The organism is Paenibacillus sp. FSL W7-1088 (assembly GCF_037969855.1).
Lineage (GTDB): Bacteria > Bacillota > Bacilli > Paenibacillales > Paenibacillaceae > Paenibacillus.
On the sequence record NZ_CP150216.1, the window covers coordinates 4,413,378 to 4,427,937 of the forward strand.

At 39.8% G+C, this 14,560-nt stretch carries 18 protein-coding genes; 3 read left to right on the top strand and 15 right to left on the bottom strand.

From position 1 onward, the window contains the following. The first annotated feature begins 200 nt into the window (after positions 1-200). Positions 201-536: a hypothetical protein gene (locus MKY42_RS19765; RefSeq protein ID WP_339844112.1), complete on the top strand. Its 336-nt coding sequence runs from the start codon at positions 201-203 to the stop codon at positions 534-536. Positions 537-1,588: 1,052 nt separating this feature from the next. Here MKY42_RS19765 and MKY42_RS19770 read toward each other — a convergent pair. The 14 genes from MKY42_RS19770 to MKY42_RS19835 all read right to left on the bottom strand — a co-directional run bounded on the left by MKY42_RS19770 (position 1,589) and on the right by MKY42_RS19835 (position 10,933). Next, positions 1,589-1,744 (bottom strand): hypothetical protein, encoded by a 156-nt coding sequence (locus tag MKY42_RS19770; protein ID WP_306459205.1) that lies wholly within the window; start codon positions 1,742-1,744, stop codon positions 1,589-1,591. A gap of 17 nt (positions 1,745-1,761) precedes the next feature. Next, positions 1,762-1,923, bottom strand: a complete 162-nt coding sequence (locus MKY42_RS19775; protein ID WP_306459204.1) for a hypothetical protein — start codon at positions 1,921-1,923, stop codon at positions 1,762-1,764. Positions 1,924-1,996: 73 nt separating this feature from the next. Further along, positions 1,997-2,191 (bottom strand): MFS transporter, encoded by a 195-nt coding sequence (locus MKY42_RS19780; RefSeq protein ID WP_339844114.1) that lies wholly within the window; start codon positions 2,189-2,191, stop codon positions 1,997-1,999. After that, the gene (locus MKY42_RS19785; RefSeq protein WP_090899989.1) at positions 2,139-2,456 is read right to left on the bottom strand and encodes a hypothetical protein; all 318 of its coding nucleotides are present in this window, start codon (positions 2,454-2,456) and stop codon (positions 2,139-2,141) included. Before MKY42_RS19785 ends, MKY42_RS19780 begins: the two co-directional genes overlap by 53 nt. Positions 2,457-2,552: 96 nt before the next feature. Further along, positions 2,553-2,999, bottom strand: a complete 447-nt coding sequence (locus MKY42_RS19790) for a hypothetical protein (protein WP_090899992.1) — start codon at positions 2,997-2,999, stop codon at positions 2,553-2,555. A 405-nt stretch (positions 3,000-3,404) separates the two neighbouring features. Beyond that, on the bottom strand, positions 3,405-3,800 hold the full coding sequence (locus MKY42_RS19795; protein ID WP_090899995.1) for a hypothetical protein: 396 nt from the start codon (positions 3,798-3,800) through the stop codon (positions 3,405-3,407). A gap of 1,449 nt (positions 3,801-5,249) precedes the next feature. After that, positions 5,250-5,456 (bottom strand): hypothetical protein, encoded by a 207-nt coding sequence (locus MKY42_RS19800; protein WP_339844117.1) that lies wholly within the window; start codon positions 5,454-5,456, stop codon positions 5,250-5,252. A 431-nt stretch (positions 5,457-5,887) separates the two neighbouring features. Then, complete coding sequence (locus tag MKY42_RS19805) at positions 5,888-6,223, bottom strand: DUF262 domain-containing protein (protein WP_090900002.1); 336 nt, start codon at positions 6,221-6,223, stop codon at positions 5,888-5,890. A gap of 58 nt (positions 6,224-6,281) precedes the next feature. Beyond that, positions 6,282-7,649 (bottom strand): VWA domain-containing protein, encoded by a 1,368-nt coding sequence (locus MKY42_RS19810; protein ID WP_339844120.1) that lies wholly within the window; start codon positions 7,647-7,649, stop codon positions 6,282-6,284. Positions 7,650-7,652: 3 nt separating this feature from the next. After that, on the bottom strand, positions 7,653-8,510 hold the full coding sequence (locus MKY42_RS19815) for an AAA family ATPase (RefSeq protein ID WP_257031368.1): 858 nt from the start codon (positions 8,508-8,510) through the stop codon (positions 7,653-7,655). Continuing rightward, entirely contained in the window at positions 8,431-8,748 is a 318-nt protein-coding gene (locus MKY42_RS19820) for an AAA family ATPase (RefSeq protein ID WP_256222133.1), read from the bottom strand. Before MKY42_RS19820 ends, MKY42_RS19815 begins: the two co-directional genes overlap by 80 nt. A 93-nt stretch (positions 8,749-8,841) precedes the next feature. Beyond that, on the bottom strand, positions 8,842-9,738 hold the full coding sequence (locus MKY42_RS19825) for a DUF6744 family protein (RefSeq protein WP_090900009.1): 897 nt from the start codon (positions 9,736-9,738) through the stop codon (positions 8,842-8,844). 201 nt (positions 9,739-9,939) lie between these two features. Beyond that, positions 9,940-10,371 carry a hypothetical protein gene (locus tag MKY42_RS19830; RefSeq protein WP_090900012.1) on the bottom strand — a complete coding sequence of 144 codons (432 nt, stop codon included), beginning with the start codon at positions 10,369-10,371 and terminating at the stop codon, positions 9,940-9,942. Between the two features lie 232 nt (positions 10,372-10,603). Further along, on the bottom strand, positions 10,604-10,933 hold the full coding sequence (locus MKY42_RS19835) for a hypothetical protein (protein ID WP_090900014.1): 330 nt from the start codon (positions 10,931-10,933) through the stop codon (positions 10,604-10,606). 1,178 nt (positions 10,934-12,111) lie between these two features. Between MKY42_RS19835 and MKY42_RS19840 the strand changes: the two genes are divergently transcribed. Continuing rightward, the gene (locus MKY42_RS19840) at positions 12,112-12,933 is read left to right on the top strand and encodes a hypothetical protein (RefSeq protein ID WP_339844126.1); all 822 of its coding nucleotides are present in this window, start codon (positions 12,112-12,114) and stop codon (positions 12,931-12,933) included. Between the two features lie 287 nt (positions 12,934-13,220). Then, positions 13,221-13,571 (top strand): hypothetical protein, encoded by a 351-nt coding sequence (locus MKY42_RS19845; protein ID WP_090900023.1) that lies wholly within the window; start codon positions 13,221-13,223, stop codon positions 13,569-13,571. A 366-nt stretch (positions 13,572-13,937) separates the two neighbouring features. Here the strand turns inward: MKY42_RS19845 and MKY42_RS19850 are convergent, their stop codons facing one another. Then, positions 13,938-14,537: a TetR/AcrR family transcriptional regulator gene (locus tag MKY42_RS19850; protein WP_090900026.1), complete on the bottom strand. Its 600-nt coding sequence runs from the start codon at positions 14,535-14,537 to the stop codon at positions 13,938-13,940. Positions 14,538-14,560 lie beyond the last annotated feature (23 nt).

The following is a 14,560-nucleotide window of genomic DNA, read 5'->3' on the forward strand; positions in this document are numbered from 1 at the left end:
GTGAGTTTATTCAGTCAATCTAGAATTTACGAAGGGAGAGTGTATATGGACGCATTTAAATACCAACCTGGATTCGGACCTGATGATAAAATAAACTTGATATTGTAAATACAATTCTAATTGAAATTCCCCCTAAACATACCATTAGTATGCATTGTGATTTTTTGGGAGAAAAAGAGAACACGACGTGTATTTACTCTTTGCAAACCGGAGCAAAAATATGGCATCAAAATAAAAATGATAGATTACAAAATGGTACAAATGACTACACAATACCAATTTTTCACTTGGACAACTACTCATCAGCCCTAGCAATGTCAAATTTAAAAACAGCATGGCATAAGATAGATCCTGCTTCTTCTTCTTGGTACCAATCAAAAAATGTTGTATTTAATCGCATGGATATAGCAATGACAATTAACAATGACATAGATATTTACAATCCCATTTATAGTATAGTTGGTGATGGCAATCTTGATTTACCGGAAATTAGATACTATATACGCATTACGGATCCCTCCAAAGCTCCAAAATGAGTTGTAGTAGTTAGTATCACTTTTAACGTTAACCGTTCCACCCGTAATTATCTTAAAAAGTAACCAAGTAAGTAGAGTAAAAACAAATGTCCTGCCGTCATGGGTGGATTGGCCGGTTATACAAAGAATCAATGGGAAACGGAGCTATGGTAGCAGGGTTTAAACATAACTCGAAGGATCTCAATGGCATCTTCTGCACGAGAGTTTATATATTTGAGGACTTGTGCATTGAAATTCACTATGTGAACGTGAATAGTGTTGGAAGCAAATAACTCATTCATAATTGTGCTGATCTGCAAGGCAGCCATCACATTAAATTTTAAAATAAACATAAGTAAATCACGGCAGTCCAGCATGCAATTCAGTAGTTCTCCATTTCACCACCTCAAATAAAAAGACGAGACTACTAAATCTCGTCTTTGAACCTAATTAACATGAGCGTTTTACATAAGTAGCCCATCTTTCTCCACCGTGTGATGTCCTATTATGTTCATCTGCATCTGCTTTAGCATCAGCGCTATTAGTTCTACATTGACCATACCATCCTCCGAAATGACCATTACACAGTGCCTGCCATCCCTGAGCTAGAGCTGGATTAGTAACCACTGATATTGTCATAATGTTAGAATCTTGTGGATTCATCATTACTTCAGGGACAGGATGATAATAATAATGAGCTGGAGGCATTGGATAATAGTATTGAGGGTAGAAAGTAAGATGGACATGGCTGGTTATCATACCAAGCAGCAGACTTTACATTTTTTAATGCTGCAGTATTAAAACAAACTTGTTTGGACGATGCTTGCCCGCAGACAGGTGGTCTACCATCCTTGTATTCGATATAACAATTTCCCATTACGTTTGCTCCTTTAAAGTTATTGTTAGAACTAACAGTAACTTATTCTAAGCACATGCCTATGGTTCCATCGACACATTCATTTCACCAAATAGAACATTGATCATTTGCCAACTCGAAATCACTAGAAGTCTTTTAAGCGTCCCCAGGTGCCCTACTTTATCGCCATTTTCGAAAATGGATGCTCATCTCCCGCCTAATTTTCTGCCAAAGTGTTGCTTAGTTCAGCATCTTCCCCCGTACGCTTGATGAAGAACGACAGAACCAAACCAAGGATACCAATGCCTACAAGAACAAGATACGAATCGTTGATACCTTGTATCATTGCTCCCAGTTTCAATTTGTCTGTCAATGCGGCCCCTGAAGCTGCTATTTTATTCCAATGGCTCGTGTCTGCGAAGACATAACCGTTACGAGCAAGGATGTTCCGATCGCTCCGGCAACCTGGCGTATAGTATTAGTAATAGCCGTTCCATGACCGTTTAACTTAGCCGACAGCTCATTCAATCCCACTGTTTGAATAGGCATCATAAGCATTCCCATCCCAATTCGTCTCGCAGACGACATTAGTAGCAGAAAGATATAGCTCGTCGATTCCGTCAGGTTAATAAAGCCTAGGGTCGTACCGATCGTAATAAGCTGCCCAATAATACTTCCGCTTGGCTCCGAAGCGATCAAACAGCCTACCTGTAACAGGCATCAGAAAACCCATGATGAGTGCTCCGGGAAGCATAAGCAGGCCTGCTTCAATTGCTGTATAGCCGCGGGCATTTTGAAGATATAGTGGCAGAAGCATCATAATCTGCAAACATAATCATCGTTACCGCTGTACCATATTTTCCGCCATAACGCTGATAGGCTCGAAGTACCTGTTTTTTCGCATTCGCATCGCGATCCACTCGTTTACGCTTTAAATACGCGTAATACCCACTTCGGGAAACCCCAAACACACGAGCGAGTTTTTGGACATCTCCGTAGGATGCTACCTTGTCCATGATCTGATATCTTTCCTGTATAGCTTCCTTTTTCAGTTCAAAGGAATACGTTTTAAATTTCTGTCCCATAAAAATACACCCCCTAGAATTCATCCTCTAAACCCGGGGGTTTTTCCAATGTCTATTCTAAGGGGTGCACTACATGGGATTTTGTGGTTTTTGAGTTTAGATAGGGATCTCTGTTCCAAACTCTCCGTTACGTTCGCCAACGGGCAATTCGTGATTAAGATATCTTTCGATAGGTCTGTTGCTACCATACTGACTAGCCCATCGAACAGTATAGGCATAATCAGTATTATATATTGCCCAATTTAATTCACCAGCCCGGTAAATACCCCAATTGTGTGAATCCAAAAGGTAGAAGTTTCCATCTTGAGTAACAGTAAGTGTTTGATAGTCCTTTATTTTAACAGCTGCTGGACCTTTTTGTGCAGGAAATGATACCTGTCCGACATGTCTATCATTTGGAACAAAAAATCCGTCACAATCGAAATTTGAAGAAGTTGCTTCACCTGGTTTTAAAGGAAAACAACTATTATCAAAACCGCCTACCGGATCTCCACCATACACACATAAAATTTCATTTGTCTTATTTATTATTCTACCATTCATAACTAATCCTCCTACATAGGCCAATGGACTTTTGTTCGGATCTCACGGGGTACGAACACCAAGACGCTGTTGTCAGGAAAAATCATAGTTCTTCAATTTAAAATCTTCCTTCAAAAGAAGATCTCCAATAACTTCTTCTATAACTATGCCCGTTAAGTGATCAAAGAAAGCAGCTAATTATTTTAAACTACTCGACAGCGCCCCGGTTAATGACACCAAATGAATGGGAAAAATAGTTGTTAGATTAATAACCCCGCGCAATCAGGGATGATCTCAAGGTAAGTTTCAATGCTTGTGGCCTGTCAGCGCTCGTAGGCGCGCATAGACAATTTAGAATTTTGAAGGCTATCGGCTTCCATAGGATTACCAATTGGGAGTCAATCAACAGCTCTTACGGTTAGTAAATTATTGTTCTTCAAGGTGAACATACATCGAGCCGGGAGCAGTATCTTGATTAGAGATAGTAACATCAATATCGAAATCGAATTTTCTATCTATATTTGTTGCAACTTCCCCACTAAATATAATACTTTGATCATTAGACTTTTTGATTTCAACAAATAAATTAACACCAGGGCAATCGCATGGATATTGTCCCCCAGCTTTTTTGCACATAAACACTTTTGCCCTGTTCTTCACATGCCACTGCTTTGGACCATCCTCTTTTGTTAATTCAATTACTTCTTGTGCAACACGAACTCTTTCTAAAGTTGCTGTACCACCGTTATCATCATCAACCATAAAACTATTTTGTTCAAGATTTGTTTCAGAATCGTGAAAATTCTCGTGTGAATATTGCATTTCTATTCCTCCTGTATTGAGTTTCTGGATTGTCGATTTCAATTGCAATTGAGGTATTATATTGCAAACTTATTGTTTCCTAACAAAGTAAATCTAATCTTAATAATATATGGAAAGAACATTACAAATTGATTTTAGTTCATTAACGTAATTAACTGGACAGTGAGTAGTTCTTATGAAAAAATCGAGGCATAGAAAAATAACCCAACTGAGCTAATCATTCTCACACGAAAGGAATAATCGCCAGATGAATCTCAAATTTTTTGATCAAATTCTATAATGTCCAAATAGTTCACTTTTTTCTTTGTACTTATTATTTTGTTTTTTCTAATCCATGCAAGTTTTTGCCCTAGGTTAGTCTAACGAACTTTTACTGATAAAAAACCGGACAACGAGAGAATGTCTTTGAACCGATGCAGAAATTTACCAAAATGACGGGAATGACGTCTTCAGCATGGTTATAGTCCTCATTAAGGTAATACCACTTCCAAAACTTTTCTGACTGATGACATTATTATTTAAATCAGGTCATGGAAAGGATGCGTTAGGTCAATTCCTCGGCTGTGTATTACAAGCTGTTCACCGATGATCCCAAAACGTGCTTTCATGGTCGCTAAGTTGCATTGACCAGGCCCCCAATAGTATAAATGCCCATACGGGCTAAGTTTCGTTCCTTCCTCCCTCCAACACCCCAGCACTCGCGGACGGGATGGTTCCAAATTTTCTGCGGAAATGTCTCATAGCTTACTTCATCAATGAAACCAGTCGCTTCGTTATTTTTGTCCAGAATATAGAGTGCTATCTTGCTCTGGAGTATGTTATCTCCTAGCCCAATCGCAGTGGGTCACCCCATTTCTGTTTTAATAATCTCCTGAAGCTTTCGAGTAAATGTCTAAATTATCTCCAAACAAATTCTGCGTATCGTACGTAATAAATATTTCATCTATACTAAGTGATCGTAAACATCCAACTATTCGTAATCGCTTTAAACTTGTACCGATTGCCGTATCATATCAAAACCACAGTCCAACTGCTTGGCGTCTATGTCTAACCGATAGTGTCTTCTGCTACCACATCACCGAACTCAAACCCTGCATTATCAGCTATTTCTTGGCGACATTCCTGCTTAGTGTACAACATTCCATTATAAAATTAATGAGGCCGCTAAATGTTCTTGTCCCTCAACCTTTGCGTTCACTGAATTTTGCTCAAGTCGGACTTTCTCGACACGAAGAAGCCTCCGAACCGAATCGGAGGCTTCTTTTCTATTGATATTGAGTTTACAAACGCGTTCGTGGGGAGTTTTTTTCTTAGCTTGAATAATCCGACGCGTTCATAGTGCCTCTTTTGACCCCGATGTAATAGATCATCCCTTCCGTTCTTAGGTTCACATCCAGGATAGCATCGCCATACGTACCTGCGGACGAAATAGAGAATCGCCCCGACGTATCAGTCTGCACTGGAATGATAGTCTTTATGAACTGAAACTTGAAACTGTTCAAAGCCATTGAGCTGCAGTTCCAGTCCATGAATTGTCTTATAACTGAAGGCAACCTCCTGAATGATAAATGGTATACTGACAATCTCTTTGACCCAATCTTGCGAAGAAAGCCTAATATTCAATTTAACCTTTAAACCAATCAACATTTTCTCCATTTCTTTAAGCGGAAGGTCCAGTTGTTCTTCAATGGAATCCTGGCTTAGATCGTTTTCTTCATCCGGAGTACTCTCATCACAGTCAACTAAACTAAAGGTAGAGCCCTCTTGTAATTTTAATGGCTCCCGTGACTATGTTCTTGTCATTCAACAGTTGAAGCAGCTGCTTTATGATTGTAATCCACCATTTAGTCTGTTAGTCGATCAAAAGGACTCACTACCCACACTTAGCTATTCATCTAATCGGTAATCGGACGATGTTCTTGTCCATTCCGGCAATCGGTACAAGTTCTTGTCCTTGGCTCGGGACAAGAACTTGTACCGATAAAATAAAAAAGCCGCTAAATTAGCGACTGATATGCTCCCCTCATAGTAGACAGTAGAAAAAAACAAAACTTTCTACGGTTACTATGAGGGGAGCATATCAGACTTCAATGGGAACATGTTCTTGTCACCGACAGATGTCGTTTACCGGCAATCGACTCACCATTGAGATCCGCTGTTCCATTACTCAACTTGTAATCGCCATCGGCAAAGAAGAAAACTGACTCCCAACGCTGTCTACCATCAATAACCCAGATATATCCGTCTCCGTTATTCCAAACGAGAATATTTGGGATGTAGCGATCCCTAATGACGGAATCGACCAGGTACGAGCGTCGATCATTCTTCCACACGCTGTTGCGTTGGAATGGCAAATCAAATCGAATACGTTCACGTATATTTAAAAGACTTTTTGTAGTTCTCTGAATACTTGACCTTTTCATACTTGTATCCTCCTCATATTAAGAAAACAGGACGCATTGTACACGCCCTGTTCTTTGGTCATATATCAAAAGCCTGCTCTATAGATTGATCCTCAAACGACGAGGCTCGAACAATTCGATCAGAGAATCCGTCTACTCCATGAATGGATTCTTTCCCTAATAACAAGGACAAGACAGAAAATCCTTTTTGTTCCTTCAAGCTAGTCCACGCTTTTAAAAAATCATGATTTACATGCGCTTCCCCATCAGTAACAAAAATAACATCTGCTTGATTAAATCGACTTTGTTTAATGACTTCGCTTGCTTTGTTTAAGGGTTGTACAAAATTCGTACCTCCGTCAAGAAAAACGGTAGCAAGCTGAATCATATCTTGCACTTCAATTTTTCCTCGCTCATAGATGATTGCATCAGAAGCATGTGAGGAAAACGGAATCCACGCAAAATCCCTTCTCTGTTTCCGAGCAATGCTCATGAGTGCCAAAGCGAATCCCTTGGAAATAGTATCCTGATCCTTCATACTACCAGATTGATCTAGACACAGGATGATTGGCCCTTTACCGAGATGCTCTTTTCCCTTCGTATCATACTGAAGAGTTTGACATTCCGCATATCGGCGTAAGAAATCCAATTTGCTAATGGGGCTGGCGTAACTGCCCAGCTCCATCGGCAGCAGTTGCTCAATATCACTCCCTTGCCGAATTCCATTCCGATCAATCGCATCCTTATGTTTAGAACGCTGTTTACGATTCGCAATGACCTTCATTCGTCCTGCCCATTTTGCGATTTCCTTCAAATTCTTATTATGACTCAACTTTTCAGCAAGAAATAATTGCTCTTTTAAAGGAACCTTCTTCAGCTCACTGTCACCACTTCCGGCCTGTATTCCACCTAAAATAGATTTCACATTTTCTTTAGTCTCTACCGACTCATCAGCAGCCTGAGCGAGCATTTGTGATAATTGAGAACCGTTCTGATTAAGTGCTGCGGATAAAGCATCTGTAGCTTGCTGGGAAGCTCCCTTTTCTCCTTGAATGAGCTTCTTTAAAGCTTCTGCCAAGTCTTGATCTTGCTTAGCCTGCTCTTTTAACCATCCAAGAACGGTTTCACTGTATTTCGTTGTGCCAATGGCTGCTGCCAGATCATCCAAGCGAGTAAACTCACGAAAATCCAGATATCCTTGATCAGTCATGACTTTTTTCATGAGCTGATGGTTCATTCCAATTTCTTCAGGAACCTCATCAAGTAGCTCTGGCTTCATTTTGAACAACCCGGCCCATAGATCACTCATTAAAGGTTGGATCAAGGGGAATATGTTTTTCCCCTCTTTTCCAATTTTCTTGAGGCTGTCCGACATTTCCATTAACTGTCCAAATCGTCTACGGTCATATGCATCTGTGTTTAAAACAGATTTCATAGGTTCCTTCATCTGCTACACTCCCAACACTTGTGACGCGATACCACTCAAAGAGCTTTGAACAGTTGTAATCGTACTCTCAATTTCTGATCTGTTTGGTTGTTCTTTTTGAAGTTTTTTCAGCTCATTGACCAACGATTTCAGTTTCTTCGTACTTTCAACAGCAACGTCCGTAGAATTACTGGACTGATCCAAATTTTTCATAATATCTGCTGTTTCAGCTTCAATTCCTTGAATACGTGTCTTCACCGCATCCTGAGCATAGTTCCGCACGATTTTCATGACCTTATCGCGTTGTTCCGGTTTTTCCCACAAACTGTTCTTGAGAATCATGAGGTCTTCCAAGATAGCCTTATCTCTGCCAGCAAGTACGGCCTTCGCGCGGATCACAGAGAGAGTCTGTTTAAAACGTCGATCCGAAGGACGAATCCCTTCATCCATCAGTTCTCTCCTAATTTTGCTCAAGGCATCAAAAACCTCATCAGGAATCACTACCGTGTCACTAAAAAATTGAAGTTGAAACAGTTCTTCAATATTCATATCCGCAGGAGATGGTGGAGATCCTTTCAACATGGATACAAAAGACTGATCCTCTCCGATATAGTTAACCTCAAATCTCAGTAGAAATCGGTCGAACAATGCCTCCAGTCCTTCCCCTTCCTCAGGATACTCATTTGAGCTGCCAATGAGTGACATGAGCGGAACTTGTGCTGGCGCGCCATCATTGTAAAATATCCTTTCATTAATGAGTGTCAAAAGTGCATTCAAAATGGCACTATTCGCTTTAAAAATCTCATCGAGAAAGGATGTATGTGCCGTTGGTAATTTGCCAGCCGTGTTCCGCTTGTACACACCCTGTTCCAATTCTTTCAAAGATACAGGTCCAAATAGCTCCTCTGGTGTACTGAAGCGTGTCAGACAGCCATTGAAAATAATTGGCTCCTGTAATACGCTTGGTCAAATCACTCACCATTGCGCTCTTTCCTGTTCCGGGCGGTCCAATCAAAAGGGCATGTTGACGAGCAATCATGGCTACCATAAGCCCTTCAATGACTTCTTCACGTTCTGCATATTGTTGTGACAACGCATTTTGAATATTTTTAATTTTCATATTTAAGTCCTCCATATATTGGTTTTAGAAATTAAAAAGAGCTGAACCTAAAAAGAAATAGGGGTAGCTCCGTTCAACAAGACAATGTGAAACTCAATCGGCCATATTTGCTAATGCATCCGCAACTCTCTTACGGATGAGCGCAACATAAGCCTCCATTTCTTGCAAATTCCCTGTAACAATAATTTCGTAGTCTTTAAAGTTGCTCACTACATTTTTCGCATCCTCAAGAATAGCTTTTAAATCATTCTTCTTGAGTTGATTCTCTACCCCGTTCTCACAAGCAGCCAGTGTTGAACGGAGATGATCCATCAATTTCCGAGTCACCATGTTTTTCATATCCAACGTGTTCATGACAGGAACCTTCTCCGCTTCCCCTTTTTCAAGTGAAACAATAAAGCGGATCAGTGCATCCAAGTTTCCATCAAATTGTGCTGGAACAAAATAGACACCTCCAGATGGCCTTACTGGGGTTGGTGACATACTCTTTAAAGCATTCGTAATCACGGTTCGTAATGTAGTAGACCCATAGTTGTTTCGGAAGATATCAAATTGTAGGGCAGCATTACTAACGAGTTGCTGCGCCATGGAAGAGACGTAACTGGCATCTACCTTCTCCGTTTTCCGATCCAATACTAGCGATCCTACATCCGGGATGTAGTTCAACCTTCTCCCTTTGGTATCCACCGTTTCGCAAACCAAATTAAGTTGCACGAAAGAACTTGTCGATGCCACTTCTCTAAACATGTAGTTCTCATATACACCGGGCGACATCTCCCGTTTAAACTTTTCACTGGTCGCTCTTCTAAAAGCGTCTGGTAGACGAATTGCATTTGGCATCCAGCCTTCTCCCAGCCCTGTATCGGTAAGCTTCTGTTTCAAGTCTTCAGGCGTGATTAGCATATTAGATAAGGAGTTCCAAGTTAAAAATCCAATTGCATCCCCTTGACCAGCCGCAACCACAACAGCATCTTTTAAAATTGAGTTCAATGAAAAAACCTCCTCGTTTTTGGAATAAAGAAGAACACTTGAAAGTTGTTCAAGTGTTCAGATCAACATTATATGCTTGCTTACAGATAGTCTTTGACTGGCTTGCTGCCACCATAAAGTTCAAAGTTGGTTGTGATAAAGTGCTCCAACTCCTCACGGGTGACCCCATCAAACTCTTCAAGTCTTTCATAAATGTACATTTTATCCAATGCCTTTGCGTATCGTGGGTAAGACTTTTCCACGATATGTCGAATCGTACTCCAGTGCTGGACAAATCCACATATCGTAGAGAACGTTATTCCCGACATCAAGTACACCAAGACCAGTAGCCCCAAAACCTCTTTTTTTGAAGTCGATTTCCAATTGCCTATAAACCTCTTGTTCAAAAATAATCTCGAAGATGAGTTCACCATCTTGCTTCCAATTTTCCAACGTAATGAGGTCAAGATTGTGTCGTTTAGTGTACTCCCTGAGCAAGTTTTCCAAAGATTCATCCGACAGTTTAGACAAGTATTCATAACAAGCAAATTGCTTTGCTTTATAAAACTTTCCTTGAATATTCTCTTCAACATGCCGCTGAAGGACAATACGTACAAGCGCCAGCGGGTCATATGTAAATTTCACTGTTTTCATCCTACCTTACCTCCTTCATCTGCAACAGATATCCAACGCGCTGGCAGTATTCCAAACGAGTCATTCTGCCTAACATGTAGTTATCAAAAACACGTTCGATTGAATGAGATACTGGTTCTCGACAAACTCTCCAATTATTTCTCATTTCATATCACTTTCCTTATTAAATTGAGAAAGCCGATTTCATCGCATGGGATACATGCATAAAATCGGCTTTTCTGTATTGTTCAAGCTATACACGAAACATTTTCACTCTCGGTACAACGATTGAACTTTCATTCATTTGTTGTGTCAGGTCAGCAATGTTGGATACCAACTGCTTACGACCTTCTTCACGTTCTTTAATATCATCCAGCAAATCTTGTCCAAAGACCATTACTTGCTGCACGCTTTGCCAAAAAGGTTGTCCTTTAAGAGCCTGCACGTTAATTTCATTTCCGTCCGTTTTGTAAAAGAAACTTTGAGTTTCCATATCGAAACGGACGGTATCACTGATTTTCACTTCTGTTTCAGCGGTTCCCCATACTTCTACAGCGACATAAACAGTTACTCCGGCCATCATCTGAAGAAAGCCACAGCATTTTTATGACGTTTTTTCTCTTCATGGAGGAACCCACCTACCGCTGTATGAATCGTACTTTTTGCATCTTTACCTCTGAACAGTTTAAACATTTTAATCATCCTCTCGATTTTTAATGAAACGCAAAAAAGCCGATCTCCGCACGGACGAATCCATGCAAAAATTGGCTTTTAAAACTCAGTAACATTGCTTTTCCAAGAGCCTTTCGGTACTCTTCATTCCTTGTCTCCAGCAAACGGGAGCTGCGGAACTTCATTGGCTTTAGCCTTTTGTCCTACATTTTATCCTCTCTTCATTTCTGTCTTTATCAGAACGGAGATATAGGTTGAGGTGTTACACTAGACTTGTTCTTTCGATACAAGCTACCCTACTTTGTAACTCTGTGAAGACCAAAGTCAAAGTGACGGATAGACCCTTGTCTCCAGCAAAATGGGAGTTTAGGAGTTAAGGAATAATTTATAAAATTATTATACCACTGGAGCACATCTTAGTTCAAGAGTACGTCGAAAATCATATATATTCAGGAAAGTTCTCGACTGAACTCAAAAGTTTGGTCGAAGTTTCACATATTCTGGATCGCCAGGCTGAAGGTCTATCTACGGGTTATAAGCTACTGCGTAAATATGATCGGTTGGCACGATTCTGATGTTCATTACTGATACCTCCTTATAGCAACAAAAAAAGGACAAACCGTAAGGCTCGTCCTAGAAAAAATCATTTTTAAATGTTCAACAAATCAATAGATGAGGCGGCTTCCCCGATATCTCGCAGATCGACGAAGCTGGTCTTGCCCTTGCCTGCAAGGCACGAATATGAGATAAATTAGTCTCAGAGATAGAGACTTTATCTTTAAAAAACCAGCGAATGAACGAAGAGAATTCGATTTTGAAAAACTATTTAACTATTAAATCCACTAAAATAAAGCAATTGCTTAATGAAAATAAAAAGCTGCAAGCTTACATTTCAATAACATGAAAAATGGCGGACATTTGTCTGCCTTTTTTTATCTTCATTATCGATTGTAATTAAAAACCATAATTAACATTGTAATTACATAATGAATACAATTAAGCGTATTTAATGTTATAAAATAGAAAATATAGTCATTTAGGGAGTTTTTCTCAACTAAAACAATTGGAAGTCGAAGGGAGATTCTATCTGTGAAAAAATTAATTACAGCTGCTTTATCCATCGCACTGTGCCTTGAGGTTGTTGTTCCTACGGTGATGCTTGCAGCTCCAAATGCACTGGAAGCTAGCGTAAGTCAACTTTCACAAGAAAAACAAAACTTTATTTTCTTAGAAGGAAAACCGGGAGACGCGCATCTTATATATACCTATGAAAGCAATGGAGATACGTATAAAGTTGAAGAAAGAGCTAATAAGGATTTTACTGAGGTTGACAGCACTATTTATGTGAAAAACGCTGAAGGAGAATTCGTTAAGCATGCAACTCAAAATGCTATCATCGATACTCAGAACTCTCTTTTCCAAGTTACTACTAATGAGAATGGAGTAACTGAAACAGAAACACAAAATTTTGGTGTCGATCCAACCGATCTCTCAACTATCCCCAATATCCCTATGCGTCCTGATAGAGGCGATCTGATTACCCCTTTTGATAGTTATATGGGAGGTGCTGTATCTGCCTGGTATTACGGTTCATGGGTTGATGGTAGTAGCAAGATAGAAAGATATACTGTCACTGCAGTGACAGCCTTACTTATTGGGTTAGCGACCGCCGCAAACCCCTCAGCTGCAGTTGCAACATCAGTTATAGGTACTATGGCTCTTACCATTGTTCAAGACCAAATTCCACTTGTATATTATAAACGGCGGTATGCAGAAAAAAAATCCTTAGTCGCAACAACTGTCATTGTCGGATCTAAATGGGACACTATTTTTTATAGTAATTCAGCCCGTACGAATGAATTAGACCGTACAACCGCAACGAAATTTTTGAGCGGGTATGTGGCGGATTGAAAATGAATTTGAAAATTTTTCTCAAAAACTTCTTAGGATTCTTCATACTCTGCAGCTTAGTATTTATTGGTTTTAATATGTTAGTACGACATAAATCTTGGGATGAAATCGATCATATGCTAAATTTACTTAGCGCTACTATCATCAGTTTAGTAGTAGGTATTTCAAAGGCAAGAAAGTAAGCTTTTTTACTTAATCCCCCTAAATGACTATAAATTGCTCAGTACCATTCGTTATACGTCTGGTACTGAGTTTTATTTTGACTTCGGGGTTATAGTTTATAAACTATGCAAAATAAGGCTTATTTTGATAAGGGAGATCCCTTTGAAGTCCACAAAAAAATAAAACAAGAGTTTAATAAGCTACATAAATGGGTGCTAAAAACTTCTAAATACAAGATAATAGTTCAGCTCTATGAGCAAGTTCAACAAGAATCATATCAAGTCTATGTAGGTACTCTGGAGCAATTACAAATTATTCAGGCACATAACTCAAAATACGATCTGAAAATTAATCACGTTCTTAGTGAACTTGGGAAGCTTAAACAAGATTACATAACGAACTCTCAGGAACTGTGTTTTGCAAAAGAATATGAAGCAGTCAATGTTCCGAAACAACTGGATATAAGCCCGATTTAAAACGTTGCCCTCATTTGCTGGACCCGGAGTACATCCTAGTCGCAGACCGGTCATATGGCAAACCTAAACAGTTTGACCGCTACCAGAAACAAGAAAATCGGTAGTGCTTTGTCATTCGGTTCCGCGATCATACCACCTTTACCCTTCCAACGCCACGGGTATGCGAACGTCCCTTAGGGAAGCATTGAGCAAGATTTGATCTGCCAGTTAGGGAAAAACAAGGCCCTTTCCAAAAACCGGTTGAGTCTGCATACGGTCAATAACCCCGGTAGACCAGCTACAAATACTTTTATGTCGATATACCTCCAAAATGTTGAGGGAGATCATAAAGCATCATATTCTCTCTACGCTTCTAAGCACAACTGATTAACTATTTTTCAAACAACAATTCTGTAAATAGAATGCAAAGCATGCTGTATTCATTTGCATATGCTTATTATCCCCATCTAACTTGCTGAGTAAAATGCCTCCTTCGAGCAAGGAAAAGGCAAATGAAGCAAGTGCATCCGCATTCATATCCTCCTTAAACTCCCCACTATATATTCCGTTAAGAATTATACTCTTTATCATATCCAAATGGTTATGCAGCCCTTGTCTTGCCCGATCTCGAAGTTCCGTATGAGTATCGTCACTTTCTACTGCTGTATTCTGCATAGGGCATCCGCCAACAAATGGTGGATTACCAACAACATCTTCATAAACACTAAAAAAAGCAAGTAACCGCCCTGACGCAGACTGCTCCCGTTCGACCGCCTCAGCAAATTTGCTGACAACTATACTGGCGGCGTAGTTGTAGGCTTCAAGCGCAATCTCATCTTTATTTGTAAAATGTCGATAGATGCCCCCCTTCTTAATCCCGGTGTCGGCAATAATATCATTTAACGATGTACCGGCATAACCTCTTTGATTAAAGATTGCTGCCGATTTCATAATAATGTGCTCTCTTGTTCGATCTCCTTTTTTCATAGCTTCCTCCGAATGATCTTATT